This is a genomic window from Aeromonas sp. R7-2 (genome assembly GCF_040908105.1).
In the GTDB taxonomy this organism is placed as follows: domain Bacteria; phylum Pseudomonadota; class Gammaproteobacteria; order Enterobacterales; family Aeromonadaceae; genus Aeromonas; species Aeromonas caviae.
In genome coordinates, this window is sequence record NZ_JBFODC010000035.1 from 126755 (window position 1) to 141266 (window position 14512).

A 14512-nucleotide genomic window follows, 5' to 3' on the forward strand; every position below is an offset into this window, starting at 1 on the left:
AGTCCCCCGCGCCCGGGCTGTGAAGCGGATCGCAGGGCAAAGGTTTGCCTGGGCAGGATCAGCGGAACCAGAACCAGAGCACGGCAAATACCAGCCAGCTCAGCACCAGCAGGATCCAGGGCAGCGGGTGCTGGCGGGTGAGCTCGATGACCTCGGCTTCGCTCTCCTCTTCCGGCGTCTCTTGGGAAGAGTGCCTGGCTTTGGCTTGCAGTTTCTTCTGGCGGCTGGCCTCGCGGGCCTTCGCCTTCATCTGTTTCTTGTATTCGTCTATGCCCTTCTGGATCCCCTGGGCGATGAGCTGGGTTTGCTCCTTGGTCTGCCCCGGCTTCTGGTTGGCACGGGCGATCTTCATCGCCTCCTGCTGGGTTTCGGGGGAAATTTTGTCGTACTTGGCCATTCCAGGCACTCCTTGGCATTGATTGGCGGGCAGTATGCCATAACCGTTACCGGCGGGCTGCCATCATGGGGGAAATTGCTCTGCGAGTGGGGTGCCTCTGTTCCAAATAGGGGAAACAGGTTGCGTGGATGATCACATTTGGCGGAATTTGTGAGTCGCCGATGAAAAACCGTCACATGTTGTTTGTTATATTACCGCCCGATCCTGGATAGGGTCGTCCAATAACAAAATAACAAGGTGATATGGAAATGAATTATAAATTTGTCAAAGGAAGTATCGCACTGGCAGTGCTTGCCGCATTGAGCGGCTGCAATACCTCAAGCAACGACAGCGTCGCCCCCTGCACCGAAAATGTCTGCAAGCTGACCATTTTGCATACCAATGATACCCACGGTCGTTTCTGGCACAACGACAAGGGCGAATATGGCATGGCGGCCCAGAAGACCCTGGTCGAGCGGCTGCGTGCCGAGGCGAAAGCGGCGGGCAGCGAAGTGCTGGTGCTCTCCGGCGGTGACGTCAACACCGGGGTGCCGGAGTCGGATCTGCAGGATGCAGAGCCGGACTTCATGGCCATGAACAGCATCCGTTACGATGCCATGGCGGTGGGCAACCACGAGTTCGACAACCCCCTGACCATCCTCGAGAAACAGCGTCAGTGGGCCCAGTTCCCGATGATCTCCGCCAACATCTATGACAAGACGAGCGGCAAGCGCTACTTCGATCCCTACAAGGTGTTCAAGCTGGAGAGCGGCCTCAAGGTCGCCGTGCTGGGTCTGACCACAGAGGACACCGCCCAGCTGGTGGATCCCAACAACGTCCAGACCCTCGAGTTCCGCGATCCGACCACTGAAGCCGCCAATCTCGGCAAGCAAATCCGCGACAACAAAGAGGCGAACCTGGTTCTTGCCATCACCCACATGGGCCATTACGAGAATGGTCAGCACGGCAGCAACGCACCGGGTGACGTGGAGATGGCCCGTGCGCTGCCGGCAGGTACTCTGGACGCCATCATCGGTGGTCACTCCCAGAACCCGGTCTGCATGGAGCCGGGCACCCCGGACAAGTACGCCGACTTCAAGCCGGGCGACGACTGTCAGCCGGATCAGCAGAACGGCACCTGGATCATGCAGGCTCACGAGTGGGGCAAGTATGTGGGTCGTGCCCAGTTTGACTATCAGAATGGCAAGCTGACCCTGACCCAGTACGATCTGATCCCGGTCAACCTGAAGAATGCGGACGGTGATTTCATTCAGGAAGAGATCGTCAAGGATCCCGAGCTCTACAACACCCTGCTCACCTATCAGGAGAAGGGACAGCAGGAGCTGGGTGTGGTCATCGGTGCCACCGATGGCGTACTGGACGGTGAGCGCGCCAACGTCCGCAACAAGCAGACCAACCTGGGTCGTCTCATCACCACCGCGACCGCCGAGAAGCTGAGCACCGACTTTGGCATCGTCAACTCCGGTGGGGTGCGTGCCTCCATCGCGGCAGGGGACATCAGCTACCGTGACGTGTTGACCGTGCATCCGTTCGGCAACACCGTCAACAAGGCGACCATGAGCGGCAACGAGCTGCTGACCTACCTGGGTCAGGTCGCGACCAAGACCGCCAATACCGGTGGCTATGCCCAGTTCGGCGGCATCAAGATGACGGTGGATTGCCAGGCCAAGAGCGTGGACATCGCCACCATCGGCGGGAAGGCCTTCGATCCGGCAGCAACCTACAGCTTCTCCATCCCGAGCTTCAGCGCGGCCGGTGGTGACGGTTATCCGAAGATCGACACCATCAATGCCGGTCTGGTGGATGCCGGTGTGCTGAAGGATTATATCGCGGTGAAGAAGACCATTCAGGTCGCCGATTATCAGCCGGCCGGCGAGGTCAGCTATATCAACTCCACCTCGGTAGAGGGTTGCAAATAATCCCTGCACCCCGAGCCAATAAAAAAGAGAGGCAGTCATGGCTGCCTCTCTTTTTATTTTCAATGTCATCAGCAGTGTCTCTCGGGAAATATATCCGGCCACGGGAAGCTGCCCCGAAATAGGGCATGACACGATCTGATGGCAATAAAAAGGCGACCCTGAGGTCGCCTTGATGAAATGGGTCGGTTGAGCCTTAGAGCTGCTCGATGCCGACGATATGCCAGGGGGCATTGTCCTTGGCGAGATCACGCTCGAGGTGCCACACCTCCTTGATGTCCTCCTCGACCTGCTCCTGACGGTCCATGTAGCGGCCGCTGAAGCGCACGCTCACCTGGGCCCAGTCGCTGCCGTAGTCGGCACGGACCAGCTGGGTGTCCACGTACATCACCTCGGTGTGCTGCTCACCGGAGAGCTCGGCGCGTTCTGCCTTGAGGTGCTCGAACAGCTCGGGGCTCACGTACTCGCGGATCTTCTCCAGGTCGTTCTTGTTCCAGGCCTCTTGCAGGGTGCGGTAGTGATCGCGGGCGCCGGCCAGGAAGCCGTTCATGTCAAAGCCCGGGGGCAGACGGAAGGGCACGTCGCTGTCGGCAAAACCGGTGGCCTGCGGGGCGCTGTGGCTCTGCTCGAACTGCTGGGGGGCCGCGCTCTGGGGCGGTTGATAGCCCGCATAGGCCGTCTGTGGCTGGGCCGCTGCCGCCTTGTTCCTGCGCAGGGCTCGGAACAGGAAGACACCGCCCAGTGCCAGCAGGGCGATCAGCAGGAAGTCCATCCCTTGCAGACCTTCGAAGGCACCGCTGCCCAGCAGGTAGGCAAACAGACCGCCGGCCAGCAGACCACCCAGCAGGCCGCCCATCATGCCGCCTTTCTTGGGTGCCTGAGCGCCCACGGTCGGGTTCTTGGTGTCGACCGGCTTGGCTGCAGGTTGGGCCGGAGCCGTCTTGTAGCTCTTGCCAAAGGATTTGCCGCCACCAAGTTTCTTGGCCTCGGCGATGGGTGCCCCAAGGCCAATGGCCAGGATCAGGGCAAACAGGGTCAGCATCTTTTTCATTTTGACTCTTTCACTCTCATGTAGGTGGGGGCATGCTCTGCTTGTGCAAGCTCAGCGAGGCGCATGGCAGGCTGCCAGTCCCTTTTTGTGTTGCAGCTTGCGGGTATGATTATCACGGATGGCATGAATTATTCATGAACAGATTGAGTCGTCCGACAGGGGAGGCGCCCATGAGACACAGACGGCCGAGTCGCTCGGTGCGCAGGTTGCGCAACAAGCAAAGAGCAAGAACGAAAGATCAGACCCTGGTCTGGCCCTTTCTCGTACTGTGAGGCAGGTCTGCGGCGCAGAAGTGGATGACGCTGACGAGGCCAGGGTCCCGTCTTGTCGCCGGATGCGATGACGGGACGTATTAGCACTCGCGATGGCGGGGTTTCTTTTGTAAAATTCCCGTCCCCTTCCCGCTGCGGTTTTTATGTGTATGGCAGAGCAAGTGACGGCGAAAAAAGACGCCAAGACACAACAGCTGAAAGTACCCCCCCACTCTTTTGAGGCCGAACAGTCCGTACTGGGCGGCCTGATGCTGGACAACGAGGCCTGGGATCGGGTCGCCGAACGGGTGATCGACAAGGATTTCTACAGCCGCCCGCACCGCCTGATCTTCCAGGCCATGACCCGCCTCTCCAATGCGGGCAACCCCATCGACCTTATCACTCTGCAGGAGGAGCTCGAGCGCTCCGAGCAACTGGAAGAGGCCGGTGGCTTCGCCTATCTGGTGGAGATCGCCAAGAACACCCCGAGTGCCGCCAACATCAGTGCCTACGCCGAGATCGTGCGTGAGCGGGCGGTGGTGCGGGAGATGATCTCGGTCGCCAACGAGATAGTCGAAGCGGGCTACGAGCCCCAGGGGCGTACCTCCAACGATCTGCTGGACTTGGCCGAGAGCAAGGTGTTCCAGATCGCCGAGCAGCGCACAAGCGCCAACGAGGGCCCCCAGCCCCTGAAGCTCATCCTCGAGCAGACCGTCGACAAGATTGAAGAGCTGTTCAAGACCCCCCACAACGGGGTGACCGGCGTGTCGTCCGGCTACAACGATCTGGACAAGATGACCGCCGGCCTGCAGCGTTCGGATCTGGTCATCGTCGCCGCCCGTCCCTCCATGGGCAAGACCACCTTTGCCATGAACCTGTGCGAGCACGCGGCCCTCACCGCCGACAAGCCGGTGCTGATCTTCTCCCTCGAGATGCCCTCCGAGCAGATCATCATGCGTATGCTCGCCTCGGTGGGGCGCATCGACCAGACCAAGGTGCGGACCGGCCAGCTCGACGACGAGGATTGGGCGCGGCTCTCCTCCACCATGGGGCTGCTGCTGGAGAAGGGGAAGATGTACATCGACGACTCCTCCGGCCTGACCCCGACCGAAGTGCGCTCCCGTGCCCGTCGGGTGGCGCGGGACAACGGCGGCATCAGCATGATCATGGTGGACTACCTGCAGCTGATGCGGGTGCCGGCGCTGTCTGACAACCGTACTCTGGAAATCGGTGAAATCTCCCGCTCCCTCAAGGCGCTGGCGAAAGAGTTGCAGTGCCCCGTGGTGGCGCTCTCCCAGCTGAACCGAAGCCTGGAACAGCGGGCCGACAAGCGCCCGGTCAACTCGGATCTGCGGGAATCCGGCTCCATCGAGCAGGATGCGGACTTGATCATGTTCATCTACCGCGACGAGGTCTATCACGACGACAGCCCCGACAAGGGGATCGCCGAGATCATCATCGGCAAGCAGCGTAACGGCCCCATAGGACGAGTGCGGCTCACCTTCCAGGGTCAGTTCTCGCGCTTTGACAACTACGCGGGCCCGGCGTTTGATGATGACTACTAAGTAAGCCGGGAGCCTGCTCCCGGCATCCATAAACAGTTTTCCCGGTTCGACAATTCTGCCGGTCCGGCCTTAGACGATGAGATTTGAGGGCTGACACCACCCGGTGCCTGATTATCATGCCCTCGTAAGGGAAAACAGATGAAAGCGGCTATCGCCCAGATCAATACAGCGGCCCTGCGCCACAACCTCGCTGTGGTCAAACGCCACGCCCCCCAATGCAAGATCATTGCCGTGGTCAAGGCCAACGCCTATGGCCACGGCCTGCTGCCGGTCGCCCGCACCCTGGTGGATGCGGACGCCTACGCGGTGGCCCGCATCGAAGAGGCGCTGATGCTGCGCTCCTGCGCCGTGGTCAAGCCCATCGTGCTGCTGGAGGGCTTCTTCAGCGCCGCCGACCTGCCGGTGCTGGCGGCCAACAACCTGCAGACCGCGGTGCACACCTGGGAGCAGCTCGAAGCGCTGGAGCAGGCCGAGCTGCCTGCCCCCGTGGTAGCCTGGCTCAAGCTCGACACCGGCATGCACCGACTCGGCGTGCGGGCCGAAGAGATGCCCGCCTTTATCGAACGCCTCGGCAAGTGCAAGAACGTGGTGCAGCCGTTCAACGTCATGACCCACTTCAGCCGCTCCGATGAGCTGGAGCAACCCACCACCCGCGAGCAGATCGATCTGTTCAGCCAGCTGACTGCGCCGCTGTTGGGCGAGCGCGCCATGGCCAACTCGGCAGGCATCCTGGCGTGGCCGGATTCCCACTGCGATTGGATCCGCCCCGGCGTCATCCTCTACGGCGTCTCCCCCTTCCCTAATACGGTGGCGGCGGATTACGACCTGCAGCCGGTGATGACCCTCAAGACACAACTGATTGCAGTGCGGGATCACAAGTCGGGCGAGCCGGTAGGCTATGGCGCCAACTGGGTGTCGGATCGCGATACCCGGCTCGGGGTGATTGCCATCGGCTATGGCGACGGTTATCCGCGCATGGCCCCCAACGGCACGCCAGTGCTGGTCAATGGCCGCATCGTGCCTCTGGTGGGGCGCGTCTCCATGGACATGACCACGGTGGATCTCGGCCCCGGCGCCACCGACAAGGCCGGTGACGAGGCGGTGCTCTGGGGGGAAGGGCTGCCGGTAGAGCGGGTGGCCGACCAGATCGGCACCATTCCCTATGAGCTCATCACCAAGCTCACCTCCCGCGTCTTTATGGAGTATGTGTAGGCGAGTCGCCCCTCATCCCCCATCCTTCTCCCGCGAGGGGAGAAGGGAGAACAAAAAGGCCGCCCCGACAAGGGCGGCCTTTTTCATGGGCGTGTCCCAGAGACGAAAGAACAAGCCCCGCATCGGCGGGGCTTGAGTCTCCGTCACTATGTGGCGCTTAGCCTATGGTCATCAGGCTGGCATTGCCACCGGCGGCGGCGGTGTTGACCGAGAGGGCGTGCTCGATGAGCAGGCGCTCCAGCGGGATGTCGGTCTCGCCGCGATGCAGGCCGTGCACACCGATGATGGCGCCGTTACGGGCTGCCTGGCGCGCGGCGGCGAGCTTGCTCACCTCTCGCAACTGATCCGAGTCGCCGTGGTGCAGCAGGGCATCGAAGTCCGTCTCCCCCGTGGCCCAGTCCGCCACCAGCGCGATGGGATCCCGCACCTCGGTCGGCAGGGAAGAGAGCAGGGAGCGTGTCTGGGCATCGTCCGGCAGCAGCACCTGGCTGCCGACCGCCAGACAGGCGGCCAGCTGGGCCAGCAGGTCGGCCTTCTCCTGGGCAAGACAGAGCACCCGTTCCCGGGGCAGCAGGCTGTAGCTGTTGCGCTCGCCGGTGGGGCCGGTCAGCAGCTGGGTACGGCCGCTCTGGGAGATCGCGGCGTAGTGATCGCACAGGGCGGCGAGGGCCGGATCCTGCTTGCTCGCCCAGTCGCGCAGGGCCACGAGGGGGGCTTTCGCCTCGGCATGCAGGGCACCGGACTCCTGGTGCAGCTGGTTGGCCACCGCTTCCTGGGGACGGGCGCCGAGCAGGCGATACATGTAGAGCGGGCCACCGGCCTTGGGACCGGTGCCGGAAAGCCCTTCCCCACCGAAGGGTTGCACCCCGACCACGGCGCCCACGATGTTGCGGTTGACGTAGAGGTTGCCCACCTTGGCCACGTTCACCACCTGGGCGATGGTCTCGTCGATGCGGGTATGGACACCCAGGGTCAGGCCGTAGCCGCTGCCGTTGATCTGCTCGAGCAACTCCCCGAGCCGGGTGCGCGGGTAGCGGACCAGGTGCAGCACAGGGCCGAACACTTCGCGTCCCAGTTCGTCCAGGCTGTCGAGCTCGATCAGGGTCGGCAGCACGAAGGTGCCGCGGCTGCAGGCATCCCCCTGGGTGCGAGCGATCTGGTGCACCTTGCGCCCCTTGTCGCCCATCGCCTTGATGTGGCGTTCGATGTTGGTCTTGGCCTCGGCGTCGATGACGGGACCGATGTCGGTGGAGAGGTGCTCGGGGCTGCCGACCTTGTACTCGGCCATGGCGCCCTTGAGCATCCGGATCACCCGATCCGCCACGTCATCCTGCACGCACAGCACTCGCAGGGCGGAGCAGCGCTGACCGGCGCTGTCGAACGCCGAGGAGATGACATCCATCACCACCTGTTCGGTCAAGGCGGAAGAGTCGACGATCATGGCGTTCTGGCCGCCAGTCTCGGCGATGAGGGGAATGGTGCGACCCTGGGCGTCGAGGCGACCGGCCAGGTTGCGGGAGATGATGCCCGCCACCTCGGTGGAGCCGGTGAACATGACGCCGCGCACCCGTTCGTCCGCGATGAGCGCCGCACCCACGGTCTCACCACGGCCCGGCAGCAGTTGCACCGCACCGGCGGGAACCCCCGCCTCCAGCAGGATGCGCACCGCTTGTGCCGCGATGAGGGGGGTCTGCTCGGCAGGCTTGGCCAGCACCGTATTGCCGGCGGCCAGGGCCGCGCACACCTGGCCGCTGAAGATGGCCAGGGGGAAGTTCCAAGGGCTGATGCAGACCACGGGGCCGAGCGGCCTGTGGGTGTCGTTGGCGAAGTGGTTGCGCGCCTGGGCGGCGTAGTAGCGCAGGAAGTCCACCGCTTCGCGCACCTCGGCGATGGCGTTGGCGAAGGTCTTGCCGGATTCGCGAACCAGCAGGCCCATCAGGGGTTGCAGTTCGGATTCCATCAGATCGGCTGCCCTGTCCAGCACGGCGGCCCGCTCGGCTGGCGGGGTGGACTGCCAGATCTGGCCGCTCGTGAGGGAGCAGGCGAGAGCCTTGTCCACCAGCGCTACCGTGGCTTCGCTCACCTGACCGACGACATCGCGGTGATCCGCCGGGTTGAGCACGGGCTGGAACTGGGTCGGCGCCTCGGTGTCGCAACCCAGCATGGGCACGGCTTGATAGGCGGTGTTGGTGCTGGCGAGCAGGGCGGCGGAGAGTGACCCCAGGCGGTGCTCGTTCGCGAGATCCAGACCTGCGGAGTTCGGGCGCGCCTCGCCGTAGAGATCCCGGGGCAGGGGGATACGCGGATGGGGCAGACCCAGGGTCCCTTCACGGGCGGCCATCTGCTCGATCTGCTGCACCGGATCCTGCACCAGATCCGAGAGGGAGATGTTGTTGTCCGCGATGCGGTTGACGAAGGAGGTGTTGGCCCCGTTCTCCAGCAGGCGGCGCACCAGGTAGGCGAGCAGGGTCTCGTGGCTGCCCACCGGAGCATAGATGCGGCAGGGGCGACCCAGCTTGCCGTCGGCCACCTTGCCGACCACCTGTTCGTAGAGCGGTTCACCCATGCCGTGCAGGCACTGGAACTCGTACTGGCCCGGGTAGTAGTTCTGACCCGCCAGCTGATAGATGGCAGACAGGGAGTGGGCGTTGTGGGTGGCGAACTGGGGATAGATGGCCTCGGGCACCGCCAGCAGCTTGCGGGCGCAGGCGAGGTAGGAGACGTCCGTGTAGGGCTTGCGGGTATAGACCGGGTAGCCTTCCAGCCCTTCCTGCTGGGCGCGCTTGATCTCGCTGTCCCAGTAGGCGCCCTTCACCAGACGGATCATCAGGCGGTGACGGCTGCGCTTGGCGAGATCGATGACGTAGTCGATCACATAGGGGCAGCGCTTCTGGTAGGCCTGGATGACGAAGCCGATGCCGTTCCAGTCGGCGAGGGACGGATCGAAGCAGAGCTTTTCCAGCAGATCGAGGGAGATCTCCAGGCGATCGGCCTCCTCGGCGTCGATGTTGATGCCGATGTCATACTGCCTGGCGAGCTGGGTCAGGCCCAGCAAGGTGGGGTAGAGCTCCTCCATGACGCGATCGTACTGGGCGCGGCTGTAGCGCGGATGCAGGGCGGAGAGTTTGATGGAGATACCCGGCCCCTCGTAGATGCCGCGACCGTGGGAGGCCTTGCCGATAGCGTGGATGGCCTGCTCGTAGGAGGCCAGATAGCGTTTCGCGTCCTCCTCGGTCAGGGCCGCTTCCCCCAGCATGTCGTAGGAGTAGCGGAACCCTTTGCTCTCCATGCCGCCTGCGTTCGCCAGCGCCTCGGCGATGGTCTCGCCGGTGACGAACTGCTCACCCATCAGGCGCATCGCCATGTCGACGCCCTTGCGGATGAGCGGCTCACCCCCCTTGCCGATGAGTCCCTTGAGGGAGCTGTTCATGCCCGCCTCGTTGTGGGTGGCCACCAGCTTGCCGGTGATGAGCAGACCCCAGGAGGCCGCGTTGACGAACAATGAGGTGCTCTGGCCCAGGTGCTGGCTCCAGTTGCCGCCGCTTATCTTGTCGCGGATGAGGGCATCCCGGGTCGCCTTGTCGGGGATGCGCAGCAGCGCCTCCGCCAGGCACATCAGGGCCACCCCTTCCTGGGAGGAGAGGGAGAACTCCTGAAGCAGCCCCTGCACCAGGCCCTGACGGCCGCTGGCGCTCTTCTGGTTGCGCAGCTTCTCGGCGATGCCCATGGCCAGCTTCTGGGTCGCGTCAGCCTTCTCCTTGGGCAGACGGGCCTGCTCCAGCAGCATGGGGACGGCTTCGGTCTCGGGGCGGCGATAAGCCCCCGTGATGGCGGCCCGCAGCACGGACTGGGGCAGAATGCTCTCGGCAAACTCGAGGAAGACCTGGATGCCCTGCTCGGTCAGGGTCTCGACGGCCTCTTCCCCGGCGGCGGCAGCCAGCCCGGAGTGCTCGGGCGGGGTCAGACCGCGATCCAGTTGCTCCAGATAGGTGAAGATGGCTTGCTTGATCAGCCAGTGGGGAGTGCGATCCAGGGTCTGCGCAGCCTGTTTGAGGCGGTCGCGGGTCGCTTCATCGAGTTTGACGCCGAGGGTGGTAGTGGCCATGGGACTTCCTGTGTCTAGAAGGTAACAATATTACCGGACGGTTAAATTTCGCCGATGATGGTGCAACCAGGTGCAACCTTCAAGCAAGAAATTTTAATGTATTGGTTACATTGTTGAATTCTTCCATGAATCCGGTCTCCATCAGGCTCCTTTCAAGCCCGCCGCTTGTCCGCTTTTCACAGCATTATTAATGGGTTGGCAATGCATCTTATGAATGCCTATATAAGGTGCAACCCACTGTGAATCGGGTTGCGCTTTTGCGTGTTCGACCGAGCCTGGGCTGTGAGCGCGGCTCCCCCGTGCGCAGAAGGGGGTGGAGCGCCACCTGACAGAGCCCCGTGCTCTTCTATGCTGTTAGCTGGCCACAGGGGCCAGCTATCGGTGACAAGGAGAAACCCATGGCGCGTGTCAGTACCTATCTCAATTTTGCCCGGGAGACGGAGGCTGCCTTCCTCTTCTATCGCGAAGTGTTCGGCGGTGACTTCAGCGGCCCCATCCACAGGTTCAAGGAGTCCCCGGGTTGCCCGGGCCAGCCCCCTTTGTCGGAGGAAGACGGGGAGCTGGTGATGCATGTGGCCCTGCCCATCCTTGGGGGTCACGTGCTGATGGGCACGGATGCTCCGGCCAGCATGGGGTTCACCCTGGTGCAGGGCAACAACAGCTACCTCAACCTGGAGCCGGACAGCCGGGGCGAGACCGATCGCCTGTTCGCAGCCCTGGCTGAGGGAGGCCAGGTGGAGATGCCGCTGGCGGAGATGTTCTGGGGTGACTATTTCGGATCCCTGGTGGACAAGTTCGGCACCCACTGGATGTTCAACTGCCAGAGCAAGACCTGACGGCAGATCTGCAATGAAAAGGGCGCCATGGCGCCCTTTTCATCTTTATTGCCCATCACTGTCCCTATTTGCTGCGCCTGCCACCTGCGCTGGTATGCCCCGAGCATGGGATTGCAGTGCGCTGAGCTGCCTTATGGCGTGCGACCCACCATGTCAGCGGGGATCACCCAGGCATCGAACTGCTCCGCGCTGAGGTGGCCCGAGGCAATGGCCGCCTCCCGCAGACTCAGCCCCTGATGGTGCGCCCGTTTGGCGATGTCGGCCGCCTTGTCATAGCCGATATGGGGGTTGAGGGCCGTCACCAGCATCAGGGAGCGGGAGAGCAGATCGTCGATCCTGGCCTGGTTCGGGGTGATGCCGACGGCGCAGTGGTCGTGGAAGCTCTGCATGCCGTCCGCCAGCAGCCGCACGCTCTGCAGGACGTTGTAGGCGATCATCGGCCTGAACACGTTGAGCTCGAAGTTGCCGCTGGCGCCGCCGATGTTGATGGCCACATCGTTGCCCATCACCTGGGCGCAGAGCATGGTGAGCGCCTCGCTCTGGGTCGGGTTGACCTTGCCGGGCATGATGGAGGATCCGGGCTCGTTCTCGGGGATGAGCAGCTCCCCCAGCCCGCTGCGGGGGCCGCTCGCCAGCCAGCGCACGTCGTTGGCGATCTTCATGAGGGAGGCTGCCAGCGTCTTGAGGGCACCGTGGGCGTGAACCTGGGCGTCACTCGCCGCCAGGGCCTCGAACTTGTTGGGGGCGCTGATGAGCGGCAGGCCGGTCTGCTCGGCCAGGGTTCTGGCCACCGCCTCGGCAAAGCCGGGAGGGCAGTTGAGGCCGGTGCCCACGGCTGTGCCGCCGAGCGCCAGCTCGCACAAATGGGGCTGGGCGGCCCGTAGATGGCGCTCCCCCTGTTCAAGCTGGGCGACCCAGCCGGAGATCTCCTGGCCCAGGGTGAGGGGAGTGGCATCCTGCAAATGGGTGCGGCCAATCTTGACGATGTGGTCGAAGGCGGCGGCCTTGCCTGCCAAGGTCTGCTTCAGGGCAGCGAGGGCCGGCAGCAACCGCTGCGTGATGGCGGTGACCGTCGCTAGGTTCATGGCGCTCGGGAAGACATCGTTGCTGGACTGGCTCTTGTTTACCTCGTCGTTGGGATGCACCAGCCGCGCTTCCCCCCGGGAGCCGCCGAGCAGTTCGCTGGCCCGGTTTGCCAGCACCTCGTTGAGGTTCATGTTGGTCTGGGTGCCGGAGCCGGTCTGCCACACCATCAGCGGAAACTCGGCGTCGTGCAGGCCGCGCAGGATTTCGTCGGCGGCGGCCATGATGGCCTGGGCCTTGCGGGCGGGGAGTAGCCCCAGGGCGTGGTTGACCCGGGCGCAGGCGGACTTGATGCAGGCCAGGGCATGGATGATCTCCATGGGCTGGCGCTCCCCCGAGATGTTGAAGTGATGCAGGGAGCGCTGGGTCTGGGCCCCCCAGAGCCTGTCCGCCGGGACGGCTATCTCCCCCAGGCTGTCCCGCTCCATCCTGATATCCATGACGTGTCTCCTGCCGTTGAGGTGGTGGCACCCAGCATGAACCCAAACGGCGGCCGGGGCCAGCTTGCACGTGGATACGCTTTGCATATAATAAGTAAAGCTTACTATATGGGTTGCATATCATGAACAAACAACCGGACACCCTTGGCTTTCTCATCGGCGACGTCCAGCGCCTGATGCGCCGCCAGTTCCAGCAGCAGCTGGAGGGAAGCTGCCTCACCCTGGCCCAGGCCAGGGCTCTGGTGCACATTGCACGCAGCGAAGGGATCCGCCAGGTGGATCTGGCGGAGCGGCTCGACATCCAGCCCATCACCCTGGCCCGTCAGCTCGATCAGCTGGCGGAGAGCGGCCTGGTGGAGCGGCGCAGCGACCCCCATGACAGGCGTGCCTATCAGCTCCATCTGACCGAAGGGGCCACCCCCTATCTGGCGATGATCAAACAGGCGTCCGATCTGGTGCATCAGAGGGCCATCGGCGAGCTGGGGGAGGAGGCGACCGAGGCGCTGTGCCGCTCCCTCAAGATCCTGCGTGCCAACCTCGGCCACCTCTGATGCTTTCCTGTGATGCCAACCAACGTGGAGCCATATCATGACCACTGATTCCCCCTCTTCCTCCCGTCCCGCCGCCAACCGGCGCCGCACCCGCCTGCTGTTGCTGGTGGTGGTGCCGGCACTGGCCCTGCTCGGGGCGGGCGTTATCTACCTGCAGGGCGGGCGCTATGTGGAGACGGACAACGCCTATGTGAAGGCGGACAAGGTCCCCATCAGCACCGAGGTGCTGGGCCGGGTGGCCAAGGTGTTCGTCGAGGAAAACCAGCAGGTCCGGGCTGGCCAGCCGCTGTTCGAGCTGGATCAGGAGTCCTTCCGGGTCGCCGTGGCCAAGGCCGAGGCGGAACTTGCCAAGGTGCGCACCGATCTGGTGGCGTTGCAGACCAGTTATCGCGGCCAGCAGGCGGAGATCGCCGTGGCCCGCACCCGCCATGCCTATGCCCTGAAGGAGGAGCATCGCCAGGCGGATCTGGTGACCAGGCACTTCACCTCCACCGCCAATTACGACGATGCCCGCCAGCTCACCATACAGACCGCCCAGCAGCAGGTGGCGCTGGAGGAGGGGCTCAAGAAGATTGAAGCCTCCCTCAGCGGGGACGTGAACCTGCCGGTGGATCAGCAGCCCGCCTATCAGGAGGCCGCGGCCGAGTTGGCCAAGGCCAGGCTGGATCTGGCTCGCACCACCATCTATGCCCCCGCCAACGGCATCGTCAGCCAGTTGCCCAAGCCCGGCCAGTACAATCTGGTGGGCATGACCGCCATGATGCTGGTGGAGACCGACACCCCCTGGGTGGAGGCGAACTTCACCGAGACGGAGCTGACCCATGTGCAACCTGGCCAGAAGGTGGGCATCAGTGTGGATACCTACCCCGATGCGCACTGGACCGGGGTGGTGGAGAGCCTGAGCCCGGCCACAGGCTCCGAGTTTTCGGTGATCCCGGCCCAGAACGCCACCGGCAACTGGGTCAAGATCGCCCAGCGGGTGGCAGTGCGGATCAAGCTGGATTCGGGAGCGGATCTGCCCACCCTGAGGGCGGGTCTGAGTGCCACCGCCGAGATAGACACCGGCCATCAGCGCACCCTGCCTGGCCTGTCAGGTCGAGGTTGA

General features: G+C 63.6%; 10 protein-coding genes. 6 read left to right on the top strand and 4 right to left on the bottom strand.

The features are described from left to right. Positions 1–58 precede the first annotated feature (58 nt). Complete coding sequence (locus tag AB5Y47_RS14230; protein ID WP_010673255.1) at positions 59–397, bottom strand: DUF2956 domain-containing protein; 339 nt, start codon at positions 395–397, stop codon at positions 59–61. Positions 398–645: 248 nt separating this feature from the next. On the opposite strand from AB5Y47_RS14230, the gene ushA reads away from it, so the two are divergent. After that, positions 646–2316: a bifunctional UDP-sugar hydrolase/5'-nucleotidase UshA gene (gene ushA / locus AB5Y47_RS14235; RefSeq protein ID WP_010673256.1), complete on the top strand. Its 1671-nt coding sequence runs from the start codon at positions 646–648 to the stop codon at positions 2314–2316. A gap of 193 nt (positions 2317–2509) precedes the next feature. On the opposite strand, the gene AB5Y47_RS14240 is transcribed toward ushA, so the two are convergent. Continuing rightward, positions 2510–3364, bottom strand: coding sequence for a Tim44 domain-containing protein (locus AB5Y47_RS14240; protein ID WP_010673257.1), 855 nt, complete (start codon positions 3362–3364; stop codon positions 2510–2512). Positions 3365–3785: 421 nt separating this feature from the next. Here AB5Y47_RS14240 and dnaB point away from each other — a divergent pair, with 421 nt between their 5' ends. Then, positions 3786–5180, top strand: a complete 1395-nt coding sequence (gene dnaB, locus AB5Y47_RS14245; protein WP_039040054.1) for a replicative DNA helicase — start codon at positions 3786–3788, stop codon at positions 5178–5180. 138 nt (positions 5181–5318) lie between these two features. After that, positions 5319–6392: an alanine racemase gene (alr, locus tag AB5Y47_RS14250; RefSeq protein WP_368220330.1), complete on the top strand. Its 1074-nt coding sequence runs from the start codon at positions 5319–5321 to the stop codon at positions 6390–6392. Between the two features lie 157 nt (positions 6393–6549). On the opposite strand, the gene putA is transcribed toward alr, so the two are convergent. Then, on the bottom strand, positions 6550–10497 hold the full coding sequence (gene putA, locus AB5Y47_RS14255; protein ID WP_368220331.1) for a trifunctional transcriptional regulator/proline dehydrogenase/L-glutamate gamma-semialdehyde dehydrogenase: 3948 nt from the start codon (positions 10495–10497) through the stop codon (positions 6550–6552). A gap of 398 nt (positions 10498–10895) precedes the next feature. Here putA and AB5Y47_RS14260 point away from each other — a divergent pair, with 398 nt between their 5' ends. After that, on the top strand, positions 10896–11333 hold the full coding sequence (locus tag AB5Y47_RS14260; RefSeq protein WP_010673262.1) for a VOC family protein: 438 nt from the start codon (positions 10896–10898) through the stop codon (positions 11331–11333). Positions 11334–11464: 131 nt separating this feature from the next. On the opposite strand, the gene fumC is transcribed toward AB5Y47_RS14260, so the two are convergent. Continuing rightward, positions 11465–12856 (bottom strand): class II fumarate hydratase, encoded by a 1392-nt coding sequence (fumC, locus tag AB5Y47_RS14265; RefSeq protein WP_368220332.1) that lies wholly within the window; start codon positions 12854–12856, stop codon positions 11465–11467. 122 nt (positions 12857–12978) lie between these two features. Here fumC and AB5Y47_RS14270 point away from each other — a divergent pair, with 122 nt between their 5' ends. Continuing rightward, on the top strand, positions 12979–13407 hold the full coding sequence (locus AB5Y47_RS14270) for a MarR family winged helix-turn-helix transcriptional regulator (protein ID WP_010673264.1): 429 nt from the start codon (positions 12979–12981) through the stop codon (positions 13405–13407). Between the two features lie 37 nt (positions 13408–13444). Then, positions 13445–14512 carry an HlyD family secretion protein gene (locus AB5Y47_RS14275; RefSeq protein ID WP_010673265.1) on the top strand — a complete coding sequence of 356 codons (1068 nt, stop codon included), beginning with the start codon at positions 13445–13447 and terminating at the stop codon, positions 14510–14512.

Coding starts and splice junctions, on each gene's coding strand:
- AB5Y47_RS14230 (WP_010673255.1), bottom strand. CDS start 397: ATGGCCAAGTACGACAAAATTTCCCCCGAAACCCAGCAGGAGGCGATG.
- ushA (WP_010673256.1), top strand. CDS start 646: ATGAATTATAAATTTGTCAAAGGAAGTATCGCACTGGCAGTGCTTGCC.
- AB5Y47_RS14240 (WP_010673257.1), bottom strand. CDS start 3,364: ATGAAAAAGATGCTGACCCTGTTTGCCCTGATCCTGGCCATTGGCCTT.
- dnaB (WP_039040054.1), top strand. CDS start 3,786: ATGGCAGAGCAAGTGACGGCGAAAAAAGACGCCAAGACACAACAGCTG.
- alr (WP_368220330.1), top strand. CDS start 5,319: ATGAAAGCGGCTATCGCCCAGATCAATACAGCGGCCCTGCGCCACAAC.
- putA (WP_368220331.1), bottom strand. CDS start 10,497: ATGGCCACTACCACCCTCGGCGTCAAACTCGATGAAGCGACCCGCGAC.
- AB5Y47_RS14260 (WP_010673262.1), top strand. CDS start 10,896: ATGGCGCGTGTCAGTACCTATCTCAATTTTGCCCGGGAGACGGAGGCT.
- fumC (WP_368220332.1), bottom strand. CDS start 12,856: ATGGATATCAGGATGGAGCGGGACAGCCTGGGGGAGATAGCCGTCCCG.
- AB5Y47_RS14270 (WP_010673264.1), top strand. CDS start 12,979: ATGAACAAACAACCGGACACCCTTGGCTTTCTCATCGGCGACGTCCAG.
- AB5Y47_RS14275 (WP_010673265.1), top strand. CDS start 13,445: ATGACCACTGATTCCCCCTCTTCCTCCCGTCCCGCCGCCAACCGGCGC.